At 65.9% G+C, this 20,900-nt stretch carries 16 protein-coding genes and 1 pseudogene; 8 read left to right on the top strand and 9 right to left on the bottom strand.

Annotated features, from left to right (window positions below; all coding sequences use genetic code 11):
* The 4 genes and pseudogenes from QRM60_RS15895 to QRM60_RS15880 all read right to left on the bottom strand — a co-directional run.
* A pseudogene (locus QRM60_RS15895) lies at positions 1–186 on the bottom strand (hypothetical protein); the annotation flags it as partial.
* Positions 187–355: 169 nt separating this feature from the next.
* A complete protein-coding gene (locus QRM60_RS15890; RefSeq protein WP_011038742.1) occupies positions 356–1,117 on the bottom strand; it encodes an ABC transporter permease in 762 nt (253 codons plus the stop codon).
* Positions 1,114–2,058: an ABC transporter ATP-binding protein gene (locus QRM60_RS15885; RefSeq protein ID WP_057673357.1), complete on the bottom strand. Its 945-nt coding sequence runs from the start codon at positions 2,056–2,058 to the stop codon at positions 1,114–1,116. Before QRM60_RS15885 ends, QRM60_RS15890 begins: the two co-directional genes overlap by 4 nt.
* A gap of 411 nt (positions 2,059–2,469) precedes the next feature.
* Positions 2,470–4,107, bottom strand: a complete 1,638-nt coding sequence (locus QRM60_RS15880) for a Na+/H+ antiporter (RefSeq protein WP_011038744.1) — start codon at positions 4,105–4,107, stop codon at positions 2,470–2,472.
* 159 nt (positions 4,108–4,266) lie between these two features.
* On the opposite strand from QRM60_RS15880, the gene QRM60_RS15875 reads away from it, so the two are divergent.
* Both QRM60_RS15875 and QRM60_RS15870 read left to right on the top strand, forming a co-directional pair.
* Entirely contained in the window at positions 4,267–4,719 is a 453-nt protein-coding gene (locus tag QRM60_RS15875; RefSeq protein ID WP_285446582.1) for a YciI family protein, read from the top strand.
* 80 nt (positions 4,720–4,799) lie between these two features.
* Entirely contained in the window at positions 4,800–5,357 is a 558-nt protein-coding gene (locus tag QRM60_RS15870) for a fasciclin domain-containing protein (protein ID WP_012439348.1), read from the top strand.
* A gap of 356 nt (positions 5,358–5,713) precedes the next feature.
* Here QRM60_RS15870 and QRM60_RS15865 read toward each other — a convergent pair whose 3' ends face one another.
* The 3 genes from QRM60_RS15865 to QRM60_RS15855 all read right to left on the bottom strand — a co-directional run bounded on the left by QRM60_RS15865 (position 5,714) and on the right by QRM60_RS15855 (position 9,952).
* A complete protein-coding gene (locus QRM60_RS15865) occupies positions 5,714–7,132 on the bottom strand; it encodes a UdgX family uracil-DNA binding protein (protein ID WP_285446581.1) in 1,419 nt (472 codons plus the stop codon).
* A gap of 515 nt (positions 7,133–7,647) precedes the next feature.
* Complete coding sequence (locus QRM60_RS15860) at positions 7,648–8,892, bottom strand: putative DNA modification/repair radical SAM protein (protein WP_285446580.1); 1,245 nt, start codon at positions 8,890–8,892, stop codon at positions 7,648–7,650.
* A gap of 241 nt (positions 8,893–9,133) precedes the next feature.
* On the bottom strand, positions 9,134–9,952 hold the full coding sequence (locus tag QRM60_RS15855; RefSeq protein ID WP_285446579.1) for a class III extradiol ring-cleavage dioxygenase: 819 nt from the start codon (positions 9,950–9,952) through the stop codon (positions 9,134–9,136).
* Between the two features lie 121 nt (positions 9,953–10,073).
* Here QRM60_RS15855 and QRM60_RS15850 point away from each other — a divergent pair, with 121 nt between their 5' ends.
* The 5 genes from QRM60_RS15850 to QRM60_RS15830 all read left to right on the top strand — a co-directional run bounded on the left by QRM60_RS15850 (position 10,074) and on the right by QRM60_RS15830 (position 16,175).
* Positions 10,074–11,009 (top strand): LysR family transcriptional regulator, encoded by a 936-nt coding sequence (locus tag QRM60_RS15850; RefSeq protein WP_285446578.1) that lies wholly within the window; start codon positions 10,074–10,076, stop codon positions 11,007–11,009.
* A gap of 53 nt (positions 11,010–11,062) precedes the next feature.
* On the top strand, positions 11,063–11,632 hold the full coding sequence (locus QRM60_RS15845) for a flavodoxin family protein (protein WP_115572396.1): 570 nt from the start codon (positions 11,063–11,065) through the stop codon (positions 11,630–11,632).
* A gap of 532 nt (positions 11,633–12,164) precedes the next feature.
* On the top strand, positions 12,165–13,160 hold the full coding sequence (locus QRM60_RS15840; protein WP_285446577.1) for an aldo/keto reductase: 996 nt from the start codon (positions 12,165–12,167) through the stop codon (positions 13,158–13,160).
* A 102-nt stretch (positions 13,161–13,262) separates the two neighbouring features.
* A complete protein-coding gene (locus tag QRM60_RS15835; RefSeq protein WP_228426469.1) occupies positions 13,263–13,958 on the top strand; it encodes a glycosyltransferase in 696 nt (231 codons plus the stop codon).
* A 111-nt stretch (positions 13,959–14,069) separates the two neighbouring features.
* Entirely contained in the window at positions 14,070–16,175 is a 2,106-nt protein-coding gene (locus QRM60_RS15830; RefSeq protein WP_285446576.1) for a M13 family metallopeptidase, read from the top strand.
* A 1,035-nt stretch (positions 16,176–17,210) separates the two neighbouring features.
* On the opposite strand, the gene QRM60_RS15825 is transcribed toward QRM60_RS15830, so the two are convergent.
* Positions 17,211–18,149 carry an oxygenase MpaB family protein gene (locus QRM60_RS15825; protein WP_115572393.1) on the bottom strand — a complete coding sequence of 313 codons (939 nt, stop codon included), beginning with the start codon at positions 18,147–18,149 and terminating at the stop codon, positions 17,211–17,213.
* 317 nt (positions 18,150–18,466) lie between these two features.
* Between QRM60_RS15825 and QRM60_RS15820 the strand changes: the two genes are divergently transcribed.
* Positions 18,467–19,066 carry a hypothetical protein gene (locus QRM60_RS15820; protein WP_012439356.1) on the top strand — a complete coding sequence of 200 codons (600 nt, stop codon included), beginning with the start codon at positions 18,467–18,469 and terminating at the stop codon, positions 19,064–19,066.
* Between the two features lie 177 nt (positions 19,067–19,243).
* On the opposite strand, the gene QRM60_RS15815 is transcribed toward QRM60_RS15820, so the two are convergent.
* On the bottom strand, positions 19,244–20,839 hold the full coding sequence (locus QRM60_RS15815) for an APC family permease (RefSeq protein ID WP_011038757.1): 1,596 nt from the start codon (positions 20,837–20,839) through the stop codon (positions 19,244–19,246).
* Between the last annotated feature and the right edge of the window lie 61 nt (positions 20,840–20,900).

Genomic DNA, 20,900 nt, shown 5'->3' with positions numbered 1-20,900 from the left:
GGGCACCGCGCCCTCGACCCACTCAGCGTTTGATCTGCGCTTCCGACGCGTTTGATCTGCGCTTCCGACGCGTTTGACCTGAACTTCAGTCGGCATCCAATGGTCGGTGTGCATGGCTTTCAACGAAGCAACCAGCAGACGTTCTGGTGCGGTGTCCTCGCCGCTTGCGGGACCGTGTGGCGGCATGGAGGCCGCCACCGAGCCCCCAGGGACGGGTTCACGGCGTGTCCCGCAAGTGGCGAGGGCACCGCGCACTCGACCCACTCAGCGTTTGATCCGGACTTCCGACGCGTTTGACCTGGACTTACGACGGCATCCACCAGGATGCGGCCGACAAAACCACTGCACTCACGCCTCACGCCTTGAGCCGATACCCACTGCGGAAGATCGCCGCCACCACGCCCAGGCACACCAGCAGGAACAGGAAGGTCATGCCGGTACTCACCGCGATATGCACGTCTGCCTTGCCGTAGAAGCTCCAGCGGAACCCGCTGATCAGGTAGACCACCGGGTTGAACAAGGTGACCTTCTGCCAGATCGGCGGCAGCATGTTGATCGAGTAGAAGCTGCCGCCCAGGAAGGTCAGCGGCGTCACCACCATCAACGGGATCACCTGCAATTTTTCGAAGCCGTCGGCCCAGATGCCGATGATGAAACCGAACAGGCTGAAGGTCAGCGCGGTGAGCACCAGAAAGCCCAGCATCCACACCGGGTGCGCGATCTCGTAAGGCACGAACAGCCGCGCAGTGAGCAGGATCAGCAAGCCCAGCATCACCGACTTGGTCGCCGCCGCGCCCACATAACCGATCACGATCTCCCACCACGCCACCGGTGCGGACAACACCTCGTAGATGGTGCCGGCCCAGCGCGGCATGTAGATGCCGAACGAGGCGTTGGAGATGCTTTCGTTGAGCAGCGACAGCATCACCAGGCCGGGGATGATGAAGGCGCCGTAGCTGATGCCGTCGATAGCGCCCATGCGCGAACCGATCGCCGCGCCGAACACCACGAAGTACAACGAGGTCGACAACACCGGCGAGGCGATCGACTGGGTGAGCGTGCGGAACGCGCGCGCCATTTCGAAGCGGTAGATTGCGCCGATCGCATGCAGGTTCATGCGCGCACCTCCGCGTTGCGTGCGCCATGCACCAAGTTGACGAAGATCTCCTCCAGCGAACTTTCGCTGGAATGCAGGTCCTTGAAATCGATGCCCTGCTCGTTGAGCCGGCGCAGCAGCGCACCGATGCCGGTCTGCTCGGCCTGGGTGTCGAAGGTGTAGATCAGGCTGGTGCCATCGGCGGACAGTTCCAGCGGCAGGTCGGCAAGCGGTGCGGGAATCACCTGCAGCGGCGCCTGCAGGCTCAAGCTGAGCTGCTTCTTGCCGAGCTTGCGCATCAGCGTGTGCTTGTCTTCCACCAGCACCAATTCGCCGCGGTTGATGACACCGACCCGGTCGGCCATGTCTTCGGCTTCTTCGATGTAATGGGTGGTCAGGATCACCGTGGTGCCCTGCTCGCGCAGCCGCCGCACCATCTGCCACATGTCGTGGCGCAGCTCCACGTCCACGCCGGCAGTGGGCTCGTCCAGGAACAGGATGCGCGGCTCGTGCGCCAGCGCCTTGGCGATCAGCACGCGGCGCTTCATGCCACCGGACAGGGTGGAGATCTTGCTGTTGCGCTTATCCCACAACGACAGCTGGCGCAGCACCGACTCCAGGTATTGCGGATTGGCCGGCTTGCCGAACAGGCCGCGGCTGAAGCGCACCGTGGCCCACACGGTTTCGAACGCATCGGTGGCCAGCTCCTGCGGCACCAGCCCGATGCTGGCACGCGCGGCGCGGTAGTCGCGCACGATGTCGTGGCCATCGGCCAGCACGGTGCCGGTGCTCGGATTGACCAGCCCGCAGATGATGCTGATCAAGGTGGTCTTGCCGGCGCCGTTGGGGCCGAGCAGTGCAAAGATCTCACCGCGCTGGATGTCCAGATCCACACGTTTGAGCGCCTGGAATCCCCCGGCGTAGGTCTTGCTGAGTCCCTGGATGGAAACGATCGGAGTCATTGGGTTCTGCACTGGAACGATCAGCGTCACAGGGTAGGCCGTGCGCCATGAAGATGGGAGGCGTAAAGATGGGATGGTGTCTCCCGACCGTTGCCAGCGCGCGCTTGTGCGTAGCGAACGGGGCCGTTGGAGTGCGTGTCGCGAATGGCCGATGTGAGATGCAGGCGCGCATCTGTGTGCGAGAAGTTTCACCGGGACGGCTCCATCGCGCGCGAGCGCGCTCCTACGCAGCCAGAGCCGCACTGCCGCGCTGGGTTTTACGCTTACCGATTCTCGACTCTCGATTCTCGATCAACCCGCATCACCGGGAGAGCCCCATCGCGCGCGAGCTCGCTCCTACGCCGCCGGAGCCGCTTTGGCTCTTACGATTCCCCACTCCCGATTCCCAATTCCCGCGCACCGCAGGCGCGCTCACGCCCGCTTCCGCGACTCGATCAGATCCAGATTGCGCACCAGCCGTCGCGACAGGTCGTCGGAGATCTCGCGGCGGCGGGCGAGCTTGAACAGCTCGTTGCGCTCAGCCACCAGCGCGGCGTGGCGGAACTGGCGTAGCGCCTGTTCGAAGGCGCCCGCCTCTTCCGGGTCGGTTTCGGCCATGTCCACCGCGCCCAGCTTGCGCTGATAGCGCTGGCTGACCTGATTGGCGGCGGCGTTGTAGCGCTCGGCATGCGCGCTGTCTTCCACCAGCCGCTGGCGTAGTTTCTCCACCGCCTCCAGCGCCGCTTGCGAGGCGGCCTTCACCGCCAGGTCTTCCTTCAGCTGCTCGTCTTCTTCCTCGGGCAACTCCAGGCCGCGCAGCAGGCGCGGCAACGCCACGCTGGCCACCAGCAGCGACACCAGGATCACCGAGGCGGCCAGAAAGATCGCCAGCTGCCGGGCCGGGAACGGCGAGCCGTCTTCCAGCACCAACGGCAACGTGAGCACGCCGGCCAGGGTGATCGCGCCGCGCACGCCGGCCAGCGACACCGCCACCACGATCCGCCATGGCGGGCTCACATGTGCCTCGCCACGCCGCTGCGCCTTGAAGAGGTTCCAACGCAGCGACAGGAACACCCACACAAAGCGCAGCGCCATCAGGCTGGCGCTGATGGTGGCCACGTAGACCGCCAGCCACCATGGATTGAGGTGCCCGGCCTCCTGCACGCTGCGCACCGCACCGTCCAGGATGCCCGGCAGCTGCTCGCCCAGCAGCACGAAGATGATGCCGTTGAAGGTGAACTGCACCGTGTCCCACACCGCCGAGCGCTGCAGGCGCATGTTGCCCGGCGCATTGCCGGCCATTTCCACGTAGCTCATGGTGATGCCGGCGGCCACGGCCGCCAGGATGCCCGAGGCGTGGAAGGCTTCGGCCAGCAGGTAGGCGGCAAAGGGTGTCAGCAGGTTGACCAGGATCGCCGAACCGGGTTCTTCGCCGAAGTGGCGCCAGATCCAGGCCTGGATGCGGCTCAGCCCGAAGGTGGTCGCCACGCCCAGGCCCAGGCCGGCCAGTGCCACCCATAGAAACGTCAGCGATGCGGTCGCCACCGAGAAGGTGCCGGTGAGCACCGCAGCCACCGCAAACTGGAAACACACCAGGCCGGAGGCATCGTTGAGCAGCGACTCGCCTTCCAGGATGTGCATCAGCCGCTTGGGAATCTGCACCTTGGAGGCGATGGACGACACCGCCACCGGGTCGGTCGGCGAGATGATCGCCGCCAGCGCGAACGCCACCGCCAGCGGCATCGCCGGGATCAGCCAGTGGATCAGCAGGCCCGCCCCGACCACGGTGAACACCACCAGCCCCAGCGCCAGTTCCAGGATGGCCGCCTTGTCGCGGAACAGGCCTTGTTTGGGAATGCGCCAGCCATCCAGGAACAGCAGCGGCGGCAGGAACAGCAGGAAGAACAACTCCGGTTCCAGCTCGTGTCCGGCATCGAACACACCGGAGACCACCGCGCCGAGCGCGATCTGGACCAACGGCAAGGGCAACGAGAACGGCAGGATGCGGATCAGGTAACCGCTGGCCGCGACCGCCAGCAACATGGCGAGGACGACATCAATCGAATGCATGCAAAACCCAGAAAAAATCGGCCGCGTCGCGGCAAGGCATGTGGCACCGCAACACGGCACCGATGACGGAACATACCGCGTTTGCGCGCGGGGATGGAACCGCCGCAGCGCAAGGCCCGCCGGCTACACTCGGCAGCAGACGATTGCGAGGATGCGCCGATGCAGTTTCTGTTGCTGGTCTATCTGGATGCCACCTTGCTGGATACGCTGCCGGATGGAGAGGCCGACAGCATGATGCGGCACTGCTTCGCCAACGCCGATGTCATGCACCAGCAAGGCCAGCTGCTGCAGGCGCAACAACTGGAGCCGGCGACCACCGCACGCAGCGTGCGTGTGCGCGGCGGCGCGGTCCGCGTAAGCGATGGGCCGTTTGCCGAAACCAAGGAAGTGCTGGGCGGCTTCAACCTGATCGAGGCCGCCGACATGGACGAGGCGCTGCGCATCGCGGCCACCTTCCCCTGGGCGGCCACCGGCTGTATCGAAGTGCGCCCGGTCCGCGACATGCATGCGGTGCGGCGACAGGTGGGCGCACCGGCCGGCGATCTCAGCGTGCAGCGGCATAACGTTTCTGTCACGAGTCCGAACGGAAGCGGAAATGTCGACGCGGCGTGATGCATCCGCGCCGGAGTGGCCGGCGTATTGAAGCGTACGGTTGCCATCCAGGCGATCGTCCACTCAAAGGATCGCTGTCCATGAAGACGTCTCTCCAGTCGCTTGCCATTGCCACCGCCATTGCCCTGTCCAGCGCCGTCGCGCCGGTCTACGCCGCCTCCAACCCCATGGTGGGTGGCGCACCGATGCTGGTCACCAAGGACATTGTCGACAACGCCGTCAATTCCAAGGACCACACCACCCTGGTTGCCGCAGTAAAGGCGGCCGGCCTGGTCGACACGCTCAAGGGCCCGGGCCCGTTCACCGTGTTCGCGCCCACCAATGCCGCATTTGCCGCACTGCCGGCCGGCACCGTGGACACGCTGCTCAAGCCCGAATCCAAGCCCACGCTGACCAAGGTGCTGACCTACCACGTGGTGGCCGGCAAGGTGGACGCCGCCTCGCTGATCGCCAAGATCAAGGCCGGCGGCGGTAGCGCCACGCTCACCACCGTGCAGGGCGAACCGCTCACTGCAAAGCTCAACGGCAAGAAGGTCACTCTGACCGATGCCAAGGGCAACACCGCCACCGTCACAACGGCCGACGTCATGCAGAGCAATGGCGTGATCCACGTGATCGACAAGGTGCTGATGCCGTAATCGGCATGCCTGTGCGGCTGATCACCGCTGCTTGCCTGCGGTGATCGATCACGCGCACAGGCGGTTTTTTTCAGAGCGCGTTGCACTGCTTTATGTAGGAGCGCCCCGGCACGCGTGACGCGTCACTGGGATGCCTGATTGCGTGCTGGGGCGCTCCTACGCCTGTGCAGGCCTTGCGACATGCGGCACCGTTGCGACGTCCAGTCGCTTCAGGTGCGGCTCCCGCGGGCTGCGACATCACCGCGAAGCGGCGGTGACGGAACGGCCGGTATTCACGCCGTTCCCTTGGTGTCGTTCGAACTGCGACACCGTGCGCGTGCGTTTGCACGCGCATTTTTTTGCACCGATACCGGCAACTACGCTGGCGGTGCCTGCAACAGCTGGCCCAGATCCGCGACAAATCCGCGGTAGCCGGCGTCGCGCGCCGACGGCGTGCCTTGCCGCAAGACCCAGGATGGATGCACCGTGGCCAGCACCGGCGTGCCATCGTCCAGGCGCTGCCATTGCCCGCGCTCCTGCATCAAGCGAAAGCCCGGCCCCAATACCGCCTGCGCCGCCGTCGCGCCCAGGCACACAATCTGTGCGGGCCGCAGCTGCGCACGCTCGGCCTGTAACCAGCCATTGCACGCCTGCACATGGCTGCGTTCGGGATTGCGATGCAAGCGGCGCTTGCCGCGTTGCTCGAAACGGAAATGCTTCACCGCATTGGTGACATAGAAACGCTGCCGATCGATCCCCAGCTCGCCGAGCGCCTGATTGAACAAGCGCCCGGCCGGGCCCACAAACGGCCGCCCGCTCAGATCCTCTTCGTCGCCCGGCTGCTCGCCGATCACCATCACCGCTGCGTCGTCCGGTCCTTCGCCGAACACCGTCTGTGTTGCCGGCTGCCATAGGTCGCAGCGCCGGCAATCGCGCGCGGCCACGCGCAATTGCGCAAGACTCTGCGCAGCCACGGCTGGTAACGCCGCAGGCGTTGCCGGCACCCGTCGCCGCACCGGCTCGGGCGCGCGTTCGGCCATCTCGCGCACACGCACCCCGGCCTCGCGGATCAGCTCCGGCAGCAGCGTGGCCTCGGGCAGGTTCTTCCAGTATTTCTGCGGCATTTCCTGCCGCATCATGGTGGGATTGAGCCGCGCCGGATTGAAGATGTGCGCGTAGTAGGTACGCCACAGTGTTTCCTGCGCATCGTCGGCGGGCACCTGGTTGCGCGCCGCGCCCTCGCCAAACGTCAACGCTTCGCCATCCCAGCGCACGCTGCGGTACGGCGTGAGAATCGCCCAGCGCATGCCGGCAAACCGCCGCGCAAAGAACGGCGCCACCCGGTCCAGGATCCAGTGTTCGGGCTCGAACCAGGCCACGAATTCTTCTTCCTCACCCGGCAAACGCCGGAAGCGCACAAAGGCCTTCATCTTGTGCGAATCGCGCTGCACGGCCTTCTGCCACTGCATCACCCGATGCACATCCACATCGGTGGCCCGCTCCAGCAACGCCCGCTCACCAGAGGCAATCCGCCACAACAACCGGTACAGCACCGCATGCCGCTGCACATCGCGATGGCACAACACCGCCGACGCCAGCTGCAGAAACTCCGCAGACACCCGCGGCCCCGCCACCACCGCCGGCAAATCCAGCACCCCCTGCCCCATCAACAACCCACCCTGCGCGCCCCCATTCCAATCCACCGCATCCGGCCCCACCTGCGCACACCACCCCGCCCGCGCCAACGCACGCCATGCCTCAAGACTCCAACCTGGCTCAACTTCAGCGCTGAACATCGCTTGCACCTGACCTCAAGATTTCCGATTTCGCCATCGCTCTACTGGCGGCACTCTCGTTGCGTTGTTGCGATTTTTTCGCGGGCTTTTGCGGTTATTTCTGCTACTGATACTGCTGATTGCTTGTCGCGTGTCGCGTGTCGCGTGTCGCGTGTCGCGTATCGCGTGTCGCGTGTCGCGTGTCGCAGTTGATTTTGCTTCACCAACTCGCCTTGGAGCGAGCCGCGCACCGCAGCCATGCGTGGCCGAAGAGGCGCCCTGTCTGAGCGCAGCGAGTTTGGGCGCCGTGCCGCGTATGGCGAGGAGCACAGGGCAATGGTGCGGCTGTATCGCACCGGATCACGTCAGGCGAAATGGTTGTGGTGACTTTTGCCGAAACAAAAGTGACTCGCGCCGACAGGCGCGAAAGCTCTGCACTTAATGAGTCGAACAAGACACAAGCACCCATGATCGCGCGCAACCGTACCCTCATCCGCCCTTCGGGCACCTTCTCCCGACGGGAGAAGGCACAGGCGTCAATCGAACAAACTTGCCTGCCGCGGCGCAGGCGCCAACTGCGCCCGCAATCGCGCCGGATCATCCAACCGCTGCCGCGGATGATGATCCAGCACACTCACAAACGGCAGCAGCTTCTTCATCGGCACCCGCAACCGCGCCAGATCGCCCACCCGCAACCGCGCATGCCGCCGCGACAACAACAACCGCTCCACGTTGCGGGTCCCCAGGCCCGGCACCCGCAACAACATCTCGCGCGGCGCCTGATTCAGATCCACAGGAAACCGCTCCGGATTGCGCAGCGCCCAGGCCAGCTTCGGGTCAACGTCTAGATCCAGCATGCCGCTGGACTGCGACGGCGCGATCTCTTCCACGCTGAATTCGTAGAAACGCAGCAACCAATCGGCCTGATACAGCCGATGCTCGCGCTGCAGCGGCGGTGCCTGCAGCGGCAGCTTGGAGGAGGCATCCGGGATCGGGCTGAAAGCCGAGTAATACACCCGGCGCATCCGGTAATTGCCGTAAAGATTGTGGCTGGTGGCCAGGATGCTGCGATCGTTGGCACCGTCGGCACCCACAATCATCTGCGTGCTCTGCCCCGCCGGCGCAAACCTGGGCGGCTTGGCGCGGCGCACCTTTTCGGCCTTGCGCTCCAGCTGGTTTTCTTCGATGCGCCAGCGCAGCTCGCCCATCGCCGCGCGGATACCGCCTACGCTCTTTTCCGGCGCCAGCTGGGTCAGCCCCTGCTCGGTCGGCAATTCGATATTGATGCTCAGACGATCGGCGTAGCGGCCGGCGGCGGCCAGCAATTCCGGCGACGCATCGGGGATGGTCTTGAGGTGGATGTAACCGGCGAAGTGATGCTCCTCGCGCAGCTGCCGTGCCACTTCCACCAACTGTTCCATGGTGTAGTCGGAATTGCGGATGATGCCACTGGACAGGAACAGGCCTTCGATGTAATTGCGCTTGTAGAAGTCCAGTGTGAGCGTCACCACTTCTTCTGGCGTGAAGCGCGCGCGGCGCACGTTGCTGGACACCCGATTGACGCAGTACGCGCAATCGAACACGCAGAAGTTGGTGAGCAGGATCTTCAGCAGCGACACGCAGCGGCCGTCGGGCGTGTACGAGTGGCAGATGCCCATGCCCTCGGTACTGCCGATGCCCCCGGTGCCGAGCGAATTGCGCTTGTTGGCGCCACTGGAGGCGCAGGACGCGTCGTACTTGGCGGCGTCGGCGAGGACAGCGAGCTTGTCGAGGAGTTTCACCCAGACAGCATGCCGGTTTGCGTCTCACTCCGTGAGACTGGCGCCCTGAGCCGGTGAACCCTTCAGGGCTGGCGCGCCATGCAGCGCGCCGCGCCTGTTCACCTCATGCGGCATCACCGTGATGCGGCCCTGCGTGAAGCCCGCCGCTCACGCATCGCGGCGCAGCACTTGGTAACGATGGCAATGCGGCAGCCATCCAACCACTGAGTCGATATCACGCACAGCAACCGCGCACGCCCGATTACGCAGCCACCGGTTGGTCCACCGCCTGCGCACCATCGAAGCGGTAGATATCCATGCCGATCAGGCCCTGATCGATGCCGGCGTCGATCCGCTGCGCACCGAGCCGGTCGCCACCGGCCGCGCCCATCGCCACGTACAACGGCAACAGATGCTCGTCGGTGGGATGCGCACGCGCGGCGTGCGGTGCCTGGCGCCGGTAATCGAGCAACGCGGGTACGTCGTCGTCGGCCAGCCTGCGCTCGGTCCAGTCGATGAACGGACGCACATACGGTGCCTCGCGCTCGGCGCTATAGCCCTGGTGCAGGTCGTGCAGGTTGTGGGTGATGCTGCCCGAGCCGATCACCAGCACGCCTTCCGCACGCAGCGGCGCCAGCGCGCGACCCACCGCGAACTGGTGAGCCGGGCCAAGTTCCGGCTGGATCGACAGCGGCACCACCGGGATGTCGGCCTGCGGGTAGAGCATGCGCAGCGGCACCCAGATGCCATGGTCGAGGCCGCGCTGCGGGTCCTGCTGCGGATGCAGGCCAGCCAGTTCCAGCAGGCGCGTCACCTGCTGCGCCAGCGCCGGGGCGCCCGGAGCCGGATACTCGATCTCGTACAACGGCGGGGGGAAACCGCCGAAATCGTGAATGGTGACGGGTTTGGAGGCAGCACCCACCAGTGGCCGGCGCGCCAACCAGTGCGCGCTGGCCACCACGATCGCGCGTGGGCGCGGCAGGCCTTGCGCCAGCGCGGCCAGTTGCGTCCCCAGCTCGCCCGGCCGCAGCGCGGTCATGGGCGAGCCATGCGAGATGTACAGCGAGGGCAGGACGAACATGGGCGAGCTCCGGGGCGGCGCCGGTATGGCAGCCAAGGTACACAGGGTATGCCGTGCAAAAATCGGATAAACCGCGCCAATTCGGATAATTTATTGCGACTACAGCAACAATCGACCGCCAATGGATACCCTGGATGCAATGCGCGTGTTCGTGGCGGTGGCCGAGCGCAGCGGTTTCAGCGCCGCCGCCGATGCACTGGACCGCTCCACCGCCAACATCACCCGGCAGGTGGCCGCGCTGGAACAACGGCTGGGCACCCGCCTGCTCAACCGCACTACCCGGCGGGTCAGCCTGACCAGCGCCGGCACCGCCTATTACCAGCGCTGCCTGCAGCTGCTGGCCGACCTGGACGACCTGGAAGCCACGGTGGGCGCGCAGGCGCTGGCGCCATCCGGGCTGCTGCGGGTCAACGCGCCGGTGAGTTTCGGCATCGTACAGTTGGCCGCCTTGTTGCCCGGCTTCCGCGCGCGTTTCCCGCAGGTGGAACTGGACCTGTCGCTGTCCGACCGCCTGGTGGACATGGTCGAAGAAGGCTTCGATGTCGCGCTGCGCATCACCCGCCAGCCCGCGCCCACCCTGATTGCCCGGCGGCTGGGCACGGTGCGGCTGGTGCCCTGCGCAGCCCCGGCCTATCTGGCACGCGCGGGCACCCCGCAGCATCCGGCCGACCTGGCCGGCCACGAATGCCTGCTGTACCACTACGCGCCCACCGGCGACGATGTGCGCTTTCACGGGCCCGACGGCGATGTCGACGTGCGCCTGCGCGGTGGCCTGCGCGCCAACAACGGCCACGTGCTGAGCGCGGCCGCAGTGGCTGGCCAGGGCGTGGTGATTCAGCCGGATTTCCTCGCCGACGAGCACATCGCTGCCGGCCGCCTGGTGCGCATCCTGCCCGACTACCACCTGGCCGACATCGGCATCTATGCGGTGTACACCAGCCGCAGCCACCTGGCGCCGAAGGTGCGCAGCTTCATCGATTACCTGGTGGAACACATCGGCGCGCCGGCCCCGGGCCTGGCGGCCTCGGCAACAGTTCGTCCCGCCCGCGGTCATTAATCTGCACGCTGGCGCGTGCTTCCATGGGGGCTTCCCTCAACCCAGGAGTGCACATGACCAAGATCGCCATCGTCTATTTCAGTGGCTACGGCCATACCGTCAAGCAGGCCGAGGCTGTGCACGCCGGTGCCGCCAGCGTTGGCGAGGCCACGCTGTACCGCATCGACCAGGACGGCAACCTGCCCGACGAAGCCTGGGAAGCGATCGGCGCGGCCGATGCCATCATCTACGGCAGCCCCACCTACATGGGCGGGCCGGCCTGGCAGTTCAAGAAGTTCGCCGATGTCAGCTCCAAGCCGTGGTTCACGCAGGCGTGGAAGGACAAGGTCGCCGCCGGCTTCACCAACTCGGCCTCGGTGAACGGCGACAAGTACGCCACCATCCAGTACTTCTGGACCCTGTCGCAGCAGCATGGCCAGGTCTGGGTCGGCACCGGCCTGCCGCCGTCCAACACCAAGGCGCACGGCCCGCAGGACATCAACTGGACCGCCGGCTGGGGCGGCGCACTGGCCATCTCGCCCTCCGACGCATCGCCGGAGGAAGCACCGCGCAGCGGCGATCTGGAAACCGCCAGGTTGCTCGGCAAGCGCGTGGCTGACATCGCCGCCAAGCTCAAGGGCTGATCCAGTGCGGGGCCAGACATGTGCTGTGTGCATGCCTGGCCTTGCGCGCAGTCCGTTGCGGCGTTGATTGCGGCGCTGCGCGCAGGTTGTGAGGTTGTAGGTGCGGATTGGTCGCGCGTCGCGCGGTAGCCGGCCTGCAGGCGGAGCGTTTGCAGTTGTTGTGCAAGGTGATGTGTTCCGCAGCAGTCAATGGCACGCAAACGAAAATGCATGGTGGCGTTGTAGACCGACGGCGCTGTGCGTGCGTCGTGGTCATTGCGGACTTGATGCACTTCGATCGCGAAAGGTCGCCGCTGCACCCTGCCGCTCGACCTCTGCCACATTGATCGCGCAACACGCCTCCAAAACCGCAACACCAGCAGCGCAGCGCGCGCGCATGCAGTGCAGCTGTCACCTACATTCACCACACGCACCTGATTGACACCCGCGTCCGATGTCCATGTTGGGCACGCCCGATCAACGGGCCACGCCGCACTAACACCCCGCGCGCGATCCTGCCGCCCTCTCACCCCTGCACGGAGTTTCCCCCACCATGCACACCCGCTCGCTTGGCCGTTCCGGCCCCACCGTTTCCGCCCTGGGCCTCGGCTGCATGGGCATGAGCGCCTTTTATGGCGATCGCAGCGACGAGGCCAGCTCGATCGCGGTGATCCACCGCGCACTCGACCGCGGCATCAGCCTGCTCGATACCGCCGATATGTACGGCCCGCACACCAACGAGGTGCTGGTCGGCAAAGCCATTGCCTCGCGCCGGCATGAAGTGTTCCTGGCCACCAAGTTCGGCATCAAGCTCGATCCCAACGACCCGTCCGTGCGCGGCATCGACGGCAGCCCGGCTTACGTGCAGAGCGCGTGCGAGGCCAGCCTGCGCCGCCTGGGCGTGGAGCACATCGATCTGTACTACCAGCATCGCGTGGACCCGAACGTGCCGATCGAAGACACCGTGGGCGCCATGGCGCGCCTGGTCGAACAGGGCAAGGTGCGCTTCCTGGGCCTGTCCGAAGCCGCCGCCGACACCATCCGCCGCGCGCACGCGGTGCACCCGATCACCGCCGTGCAGACCGAATATTCGCTGTGGTCGCGCGAGCCCGAAGACAACGGCGTGTTCGCCACCGTGCGCGAGCTGGGGATCGGCTTCGTGCCGTATTCGCCGCTGGGGCGCGGCTTCCTGACCGGCGCGTTCGCCTCGCCGGACGACTTCGATGCCGACGACTATCGCCGCCATTCGCCGCGTTTCCAGGGCGAGAATTTCACCCGCAATCTGCAGCTGGTGGAACAGGTCAAGGCGATCGCGACCGACAAGGGCGTTACGCCCGGGCAGCTGGCATTGGCCTGGGTGCTGGCGCAGGGCCAAGACCTGGTGCCGATCCCGGGCACCAAGCGGTTGGCCTATCTGGAAGAAAACATCGCCGCACTGGACGTGGCACTGATGCCGGACGAGCTCGCCCGCATCGATGCCATCTTCCCGCCCCAGGCAGCGGCAGGCACCCGCTATCCCGAAGCGATGATGGGCGCGGTCAACCGCTGAGCCACACCACGTCCGCAGGCGCTGCGGACGCGTCAGCTCACGCCATGGCCCGCGCATCCCCTGCACACTGCGCGGGTCCTTAGGCCACCGAGTGCAACCGCAATGCTCTCCTGCGTGATTCCCGCCCATGACGAGGCCGCGTTGATCGGGCAGACGCTGCAGTGCCTGCATGCCTGTGCGCAGGCCATGCAACTGGACTACGAAGCCATCGTGGTGGCTGATGCCTGCAGTGACGATACCGCGGCGATCGCGCGTGCCAACGGCGCTAGCGTGATCGAGGTGGAATTGCGGCACATCGCCGCCACCCGCAATGCCGGAGCACAGGCTGCCCAAGGTGATCGCCTACTCTTTCTGGATGCCGATACGCAGGTGAATCCGCAGGTGATGGCTGCCGCGCTTGCGGCACTGGATGCCGGTGCGGTGGGCGGTGGCGCGCGCGTGCATCTGCATGGCAAGCGGGTGTGGGTGGAGCGCATGGCCCAGGCCGTGTTCGGCTGGATCTTCCGGCTCAGCGGCATTGCGCCAGGCTGCTTTTTGTTCTGTACCCGCGCGGCATTCGTCAGCGCCGGCGGCTTCGATACGCGCTACTACGCCGGCGAAGATGTCGCGCTCAGCCGCAGCCTGGCGCGCTGCGGGCGCTTTGTGATCCTGCGCCAGACCGTGCACACCTCCGATCGCAAGCTGCGCAGTTTTTCCAAGCGCGAGCATGTGGGCTTGCTGTTGCGGTTCCTGTGGCGCGGGCGACGCATGTTGCAGACCCGCGACGCGCTGGGCTTCTGGTATCAACGGCGGCGCTGAACCAGGCGTGTCCGCAAGACCCGTCCTCACGCGAACCACCCGTCAGAGCCAGGACGCGACTGCGCCAGAGACCTACACTGCGAAGTCTGTTCCGGTTTCGAGTTGCACCGCATGGTCTCTTTGCACCGCCCTGTCCTGATCGCCGCCACCGTGGCCACGCTGCTGGTCACGACCGCCTGCCACCACGATGGCGGCACCTCGGCGGCGAACAATGCCAGCAAGGCGGCGCCCAGCACTCCGCAATTGGGCGACTTCGGTTTTGATGTGGTCGGCATGGACCGCAGCGTGGCGCCGGGCGATGACTTCTTCGGCTACGCCAACGGCACCTGGGTCAAGACCACGCAGATTCCGGACGACCGCTCCAGCTTCAACAGCTTCACCAGCATCACCGTGAAGACCGAGCAGCATAGCCGCGACATCATCGAAGGCGACGCCGCCAACGACCGTGTCACCGGCGAAGACAAGCAGATTGGCGACTACTACGCCGCCTACATGGACGAGGCCGGCATCGAAGCCAAGGGCGTGAGCCCGGTGCAACCGGCCTTGGATGCCATCGCGCAACTCGAGGACAAGCAAGCCTTGGCGCGCACTCTCGGCGGGCAATTGCGCGCCGATGTGGACCTGCTCAATTCCACCGATTTCTACACCGATCGCCTGTTCGGCCTCTGGGTGTCGCAAGACCTGCATCATCCGCAGCGGTATGTGCCGTACCTGGTGCAAGGCGGCCTGGGCATGCCCGAGCGCAGCTTCTATCTGGATGGCGGGCGCATGGCGCAGATGCGCGAGGCGTACCGCGCCTACATCGTCAACGTGCTCGAACTTGCCGGCATTGCCGATGCCGCGCCCAAGGCCGAGCGCATCCTGGCGCTGGAAACCGCCATCGCACGCGTGCATGCCAGTGCCGAGCAAACCAACAACGTGCAGAACGGCGCCAATGCCTGGGCCCAGGCCGACTTCGCGCGCAAGGCACCCGGCCTGGACTGGGGCGCATTTTTCGAAGCCGCCGGGTTGAAGGCACAGCGCGACTTCATCGTCTGGCAGCCGCAGGCGGTGACCGGACTGTCGGCGCTGGTGCAATCGCAACCGCTGCAAACCTGGAAGGACTACCTGAGCTTCCGCGCGCTCGACCGCGCCGCGCCATACCTGTCCAAGCCGTTTGCCGACGCGCGCTTCGGCTTCTATGGCACCACCCTGGAAGGCACCCCACAGCAGCGCCAGCGCTGGAAGCGCGGCATCGACGCCACCAACGCCGCGTTGGGCGAAGCGGTGGGCAAGCGCTACGTGCAGAAATACGTCAGTGCGCAGACCAAGACGCGCGCCGAAGCGATGGTCAAGAACATCATTGCCGCCTTCGGCCAGCGCATCGACGCGCTGGCGTGGATGAGCCCGCAGACCAAGCAGCACGCCAAGGCCAAGATCGCCGGGCTCACCGTGGCCGTGGGCTACCCGGACACCTGGCGCGACTACAGCGCGCTCGAGGTACGGCGCGACGATGCGGTGGGCAATGTCGAACGTGCCGAGCTGTTCGAGTACCGCCGCAACCTGGCCAAGCTGGGCAAGCCGGTGGATCACGGCGAGTGGTACATGCTGCCGCAGGAGGTCAACGCGCTGAATGTGCCGCTGGAAAACCGCCTGATCTTCCCGGCCGCGATCCTGCAGCCGCCGTTCTTCGACCCGGCCGCCGACGATGCGGTGAATTACGGTGCGATCGGCGCGGTGATCGGCCATGAAATCAGCCACAGCTTCGACAACATGGGCGCGCTGTTCGACGAACATGGCGAGCTGCATAACTGGTGGACGCCGCAGGACCTGAAGAAGTTCGAGACCGCCAGCGACGCGCTGGCCGCACAGTTCGGCAGCTACAAACCATTCGAGGATCTGTCGGTCAACGGCAAGCTCACCCTGGGCGAGAACATCGCCGACGTGGCCGGCCTGGCCACCGCCTACGACGCGTATCAGCTGTCGTTGCAGGGCAAGCAACCGCAGACTCTGGACGGGTTTACGCCAGACCAGCGCTTCTTCCTGGGCTTTGCACAGGCCTGGCGCGGCAAGTACCGCGACGAGGCACTGCGCAACGCAGTCCTCACCGACGTGCATGCACCCGGACGCTTCCGCGCGCAGACCGTGCGCAATCTCGACGCCTGGTACCCGGCCTTCGAAGTGACCCAGGGCCAGCAGCTGTATCTGGCGCCGGAGCAGCGCGTCAAAATCTGGTAAGCGCGTTGCGCCCGCACGCAGTGCAAACCGACACAACCGTAGGAGCGCGCTCGCGCGCGATTGGGCCTTACCGAGAACACGTCAAAACGCGTGCGCCGTTAGACACAAGCGCAAGCACCACACAGCGGCAGCTCAGCGTGCTTACCGTGATGCCATGCGCCACCCCATCGCAGGCTCTCACCGCCAGACTTCACCAGCGCGCCACACCCGTAGGAGCGCGCTTGCGCGCGATGGGCGTTACCGACAACGCGTAAACAGTTGAGAACAAACTGCGCAGCAACTGCAAAGCCTGCTTACCGTCATTCGCGCCGCCCTACCGCACGCTTTCACCGCCAGAGGTCGCCAGCGCGCCTCACATGTAGGAGCGCGCTCGCGCGCGATTGGGCGTTACCGAGAAAGCGTAAACTGTTTGAGAACCCGCGCAGCTACTCGCTGCAACTGCAAATCCTGCTTACGCAGCGCCACCGCACGCTTCGCCGCAACACTTCGCCAGCGCCTCACATGTAGGAGCGCGCTCGCGCGCGATGGGCGTTACCGAGAAAGCGTAAACCGTTTGAGAACCCGCGCAGCCACTCTGCTGCAGCTGCAAAGCCTGCTTACGCAGCGCCACCTCACGCTTTCACCGCCAGACTTCACCAGCGCGCCTTACATGTAGGAGCGCGCTTGCGCGCGATGGGTGTTACCGAGAACGCCTAAACCGTCGAGAACACCCGCGCAGCGACTCCGCTGCAACTGCAAAGCCTGCGTACCGTGATGACGCGTGATCGCAGGTTGTTCGCAATGCCGCTGCGATTGCGAAGTGTCACGAAATCCATGACTGTGAGGCTCACGGGCGAAGCGCCTACGCCATCGCGGCAAAACGCCTTGCAGGCCTATGGCAGTGCTCGCCCGGTGCCTGCACAGAAGTGAACGGCCGGCACGTGATCGGTAAGGCCCATCGCGCGCGAGCGCGCTCCTACGGGTGGTGCGCGTTCGTAAGGATGCGCGCCGACGCGAAAGTCCGTGACGATGAAACGTGATACGACACGCCTGCGTCTATGCGACCGCCACAGCGTCATCGGGCCACTGCAACAACACCGCAGGCGGCAGCTGCATGCGGCAGCAGGCGCGCGCAGACAACCCGTCGCGCAGCGCGGTCCGGAACAGCGGCGACAGCCGGCGCAATAGCCGCGCCGAGGCGCCGGCCTGGCGGCGCTGTGTGCTGCTCAGCTGCAGCATGTCGCTGGCCCAGTCCGGCAGCAGGGCGTTGCCGGCGCCCAGAAAGACCCCGCGCGACAAGCGTGCGGCCGGCACCGGCAGCTGGATGCTGGTCAGCACCTCCAGCACCTCGCGCGAGCGGGCATCCATGCGCAGCTCGCCGCGCACCTGGCCGAAGTACGCCGCCACCTGCACTTCGCTGGCGGGCACATCGGTGGCGCCCAGGCCTTCGGCCACGCGGCGCGCTTCGTCGTAGTAGCGGTCGGCGATGTCCACTGGCACGTCGCGGCAATAGCGGCGGCAGCCCTGCAGGAACCCGTAGGCTTCGGTCACGTGCACCCAGGTCAGCAGCGCCGGATCGTCGGCGCGGTACGGCATGCCGTCGGCGGTGTGGCCCACGATGTGGCTGTGGATGGCGCGCACCCGCGCGATCAACCGCTCGGCCTCGGCCTGCGGCGCGTAAGTGGTGCCGGCAACGAAGTTGGTGGTGCGGCGCAGCCGGCCGACCAGATCCGCACGGAAGTTGGAATGGTCGTAGACCCCGGCCAGCGCGCGCGGGTGCAGCAGTTGCAACATCAGCGCGCAAAGCCCACCGGCGAGCATGCCGGGGAATTCCGCATGGATGCGCCAGGTGACGCTGTCGGGGCCGAACAGCCCGGCGTCGCCCAGGGGCTGATCGTATTCGATGCTGCTCTGGCCACGCGGGAAGGCATCCAGCACCCAGCGACGGATCTGTGCAGCGGCGGGGGCGGTGAGCGTACGCAGGACGGCAGACATGCGGGCAATGATACGCGGGCTCCCTGCAAGACCATGTTGCGATGGCGGCCGCTCACGCATCCTGTACTTCTGGCGCGGCAGAGTCGGAACCGGCCAGGCACTCCTGCGCAGTGTGCAGTGCAGCACGACAGCAGGCGCCACCGGTGCCGCACCGCAATAAAACGCCGCAAATCAGGCGTTTTGCGCGCGATGACGCAGGAAGGCCCGGCCGGTGCAGGGCTCAGCCATTGCCAAGCCGCGTGAAAGTGCTAGAACTAGGGCATCTGGCACCTGCCAGTCGCAAGTCGCTCGTACCAGCCATCCGTCAGGAGCTCGTCATGATCGCATTGTTCAAAGGTTTGGGCCTGCTGCTGCAGGACAACGCACTCCACCGACTCCCGTTCGACGAGCAGGTTGCGCATTGGCGTGACAAGACCGACGCGCAGCTCGACGAAGAGGTCGATCTGCTCAGCGTGGCAAAGAAACAGTGGGTGATCGCCTCGATCATCGGCTGGCAGACGGTCTCGCTGATCCTGCTGGGTGTGATCACCCACCAGCTTTGGCAGAACGACTACCACCTCACCTTCAGCCGCATCGTCATCATCTTCACCTCGTGGGCGTCGATCCTGTTCGTGATGTGGTACATCGCCGACCTGTTCGACCACAGCGCCGGCTTCGAGCGCTGGCTGCGCGCCTTCAACTCCCGCGCGCGCGTCACCCCCGATGCAGACACCGTGGAATGCGTGGCCGATGCGCTGGACATGGCGCGCCGCTACCCGGAAGTGCTGCGCTACAAGCAGGAAGTGACCTCCAAGCGCGAGCTGCGCCACGAGGATATCGTCAACATGCGCGAAATGGGCCGCCTGCGCCGCTATACCGAGCTGTTGCGCGACCTGGACCGGTTCGATGGCGCGCCGCGGCTGGTGGTCAACGCCTGACGCGCGCAGCATGAGAGCACCGCCCACCTGCGCTGCATGAAGACGCCGCGCCACACGCTCACGCAACACCCCGCTTCAAAACAAAAGGCCAGTGCACGTGCACTGGCCTTTTGCGTTTCATCATTCAGCGTGCCACCGCATGCGCGTCACCGCACGGGTGCACCACGGCACTGACCCTCAGGCGCGCGCTACCGCCTGCTCCACCGACGGGGTGCGCCAGCCGCTGCGCACGCCCCAGATGTAGAACACCAGCCCGACCGCAGCGACCACCGCCAGGTCGGTGCCGTAGCTCAGGTAGCCATGGCCGCCAAAATCGGTGCTGCCGGCCCAGGACAGCAGCGCCACGATCGGCAGATAGCACACCATCCACGCCGCGCCCTTGAGGTTGCGGCGCAGGTCCGGCCAGCCCTGCTTGGCCTGGTAGTAGCAGTACACCGGCAGCGCGACCACCATCAGCAGGATGATCTCGCCGGTCAGCGGCCAGCGCGCCCAGTACAGCAGCTCGGTGGCCATCACGAACGCCACGCCGGCCAGGATCGGCAGGAAGGCGATGCGCAGCGGGCGGTGCATGTCCGGTGCGTGGCGGCGCAGCGCCATCGCGCTGATCGGCCCGGTGAGGTAGGAAATGATCGTCGCCACCGAAATCACCGCCGCCAGCGTGCCCCAGCCGCGGAAGAAGAACAGGAACAGGTAGGACACCGCCAGGTTGAAGAACATCGCCATGCGCGGCACGCCCCACACCGGGTGCAGCTTGCCCAGCGCGGCCGGCAAGGTGCCGTTCTTTTCCATGCCGTAGACCATGCGCGCGGTGGTGGCGGTGTAGGTGATGCCGGTGCCGCTGGGGCTCACGAATGCATCGATGTACAGCAGCATCGCCAGCCAGTGCAGGTTGACGATGATGGCCAGCTCGGCGAACGGCGAACGGAAATCGATGCCGTGCCAGCCGGCCTTGGCCAGCAACTCCGGCGGCACCGCGCCGATGTAGGCCACCTGCAGGATCAGGTACACCACCGTGGCCAGCGCGATCGAGCCCAGCACCGCGAACGGAATGCTGCGCCCCGGGTTGCGCGCTTCACCGGCCAGATTCACCGGGCTCTGGAAGCCGTTGAAGCTGAACACGATGCCGGCGGTGGCCACGGCGGTGAGCACGGCGGCCAGGTCGATTACATGCGCATCGCCGTGGATGCCCACGCTGAAGTTTTCGCTATGAAAACCGCTGGCGATCAGCGCCACGCCGGTCGCTGCCGGCACCACCAGTTTGAACACGGTGATCAAGGTGTTGGAGCGCGCGAACAGCTTCACGCTCCAGAAATTGAGCAGGAAATACACCAGCACCAGCACCGCCGAAATCAGCAGCCCCGGCACCGACAACTCGCCCGCCCCGCCCGGCGCCTGCACGTAGAGGCTCTGTGCCCAGGGCCACGGCCAGGAGGCCATGTACTGCACCGAGGCCTCGGCCTCGACCGGGATCACGGAGACGATGGCGATCCAGTTCGCCCAGCCGGCGATGAAGCCCACCAGCGAGCCGTGCGAGTAGTGGCTGTAGCGCACCATGCCGCCAGACTCTGGGAACATGGCGCCGAGTTCGGCATACGACAGCGCGATGGTGGTGATGATGGCCGCACCCAGGATCCAGGCCCAGATCGCGCCGGGGCCGGCCAGGCCGGCAGCGCGCCAGGCGCCGAACAACCAGCCGGAGCCGATGATCGAGCCGAGCCCGGTGAGCATGAGGGCGAAGGGGCCGACATCGCGGCGCAACGAGTGTTCGGACATGACAGGCCTGGCAGAAGACGCCGTGCAACGGCAACAAGCCGGCAATTCTCGCAGATGCGGC

Source organism: Xanthomonas sp. fls2-241-TYG-148 (assembly GCF_030208815.1).
Taxonomy (GTDB): Bacteria; Pseudomonadota; Gammaproteobacteria; order Xanthomonadales; family Xanthomonadaceae; genus Xanthomonas; species Xanthomonas campestris.
This window is presented reverse-complemented; position numbering and strand designations above follow the sequence as displayed.

Bases quoted from the DNA above. Each gene is read 5' to 3' on its own strand.
- QRM60_RS15840 (WP_285446577.1), top strand. From the start codon at position 12,165: ATGCACACCCGCTCGCTTGGCCGTTCCGGCCCCACCGTTTCCGCCCTG.
- QRM60_RS15870 (WP_012439348.1), top strand. From the start codon at position 4,800: ATGAAGACGTCTCTCCAGTCGCTTGCCATTGCCACCGCCATTGCCCTG.
- QRM60_RS15850 (WP_285446578.1), top strand. From the start codon at position 10,074: ATGGATACCCTGGATGCAATGCGCGTGTTCGTGGCGGTGGCCGAGCGC.
- QRM60_RS15835 (WP_228426469.1), top strand. From the start codon at position 13,263: ATGCTCTCCTGCGTGATTCCCGCCCATGACGAGGCCGCGTTGATCGGG.
- QRM60_RS15875 (WP_285446582.1), top strand. From the start codon at position 4,267: ATGCAGTTTCTGTTGCTGGTCTATCTGGATGCCACCTTGCTGGATACG.
- QRM60_RS15815 (WP_011038757.1), bottom strand. From the start codon at position 20,839: ATGTCCGAACACTCGTTGCGCCGCGATGTCGGCCCCTTCGCCCTCATG.
- QRM60_RS15890 (WP_011038742.1), bottom strand. From the start codon at position 1,117: ATGAACCTGCATGCGATCGGCGCAATCTACCGCTTCGAAATGGCGCGC.
- QRM60_RS15820 (WP_012439356.1), top strand. From the start codon at position 18,467: ATGATCGCATTGTTCAAAGGTTTGGGCCTGCTGCTGCAGGACAACGCA.
- QRM60_RS15880 (WP_011038744.1), bottom strand. From the start codon at position 4,107: ATGCATTCGATTGATGTCGTCCTCGCCATGTTGCTGGCGGTCGCGGCC.
- QRM60_RS15830 (WP_285446576.1), top strand. From the start codon at position 14,070: ATGGTCTCTTTGCACCGCCCTGTCCTGATCGCCGCCACCGTGGCCACG.
- QRM60_RS15885 (WP_057673357.1), bottom strand. From the start codon at position 2,058: ATGACTCCGATCGTTTCCATCCAGGGACTCAGCAAGACCTACGCCGGG.
- QRM60_RS15845 (WP_115572396.1), top strand. From the start codon at position 11,063: ATGACCAAGATCGCCATCGTCTATTTCAGTGGCTACGGCCATACCGTC.
- QRM60_RS15865 (WP_285446581.1), bottom strand. From the start codon at position 7,132: ATGTTCAGCGCTGAAGTTGAGCCAGGTTGGAGTCTTGAGGCATGGCGT.
- QRM60_RS15825 (WP_115572393.1), bottom strand. From the start codon at position 18,149: ATGTCTGCCGTCCTGCGTACGCTCACCGCCCCCGCCGCTGCACAGATC.
- QRM60_RS15855 (WP_285446579.1), bottom strand. From the start codon at position 9,952: ATGTTCGTCCTGCCCTCGCTGTACATCTCGCATGGCTCGCCCATGACC.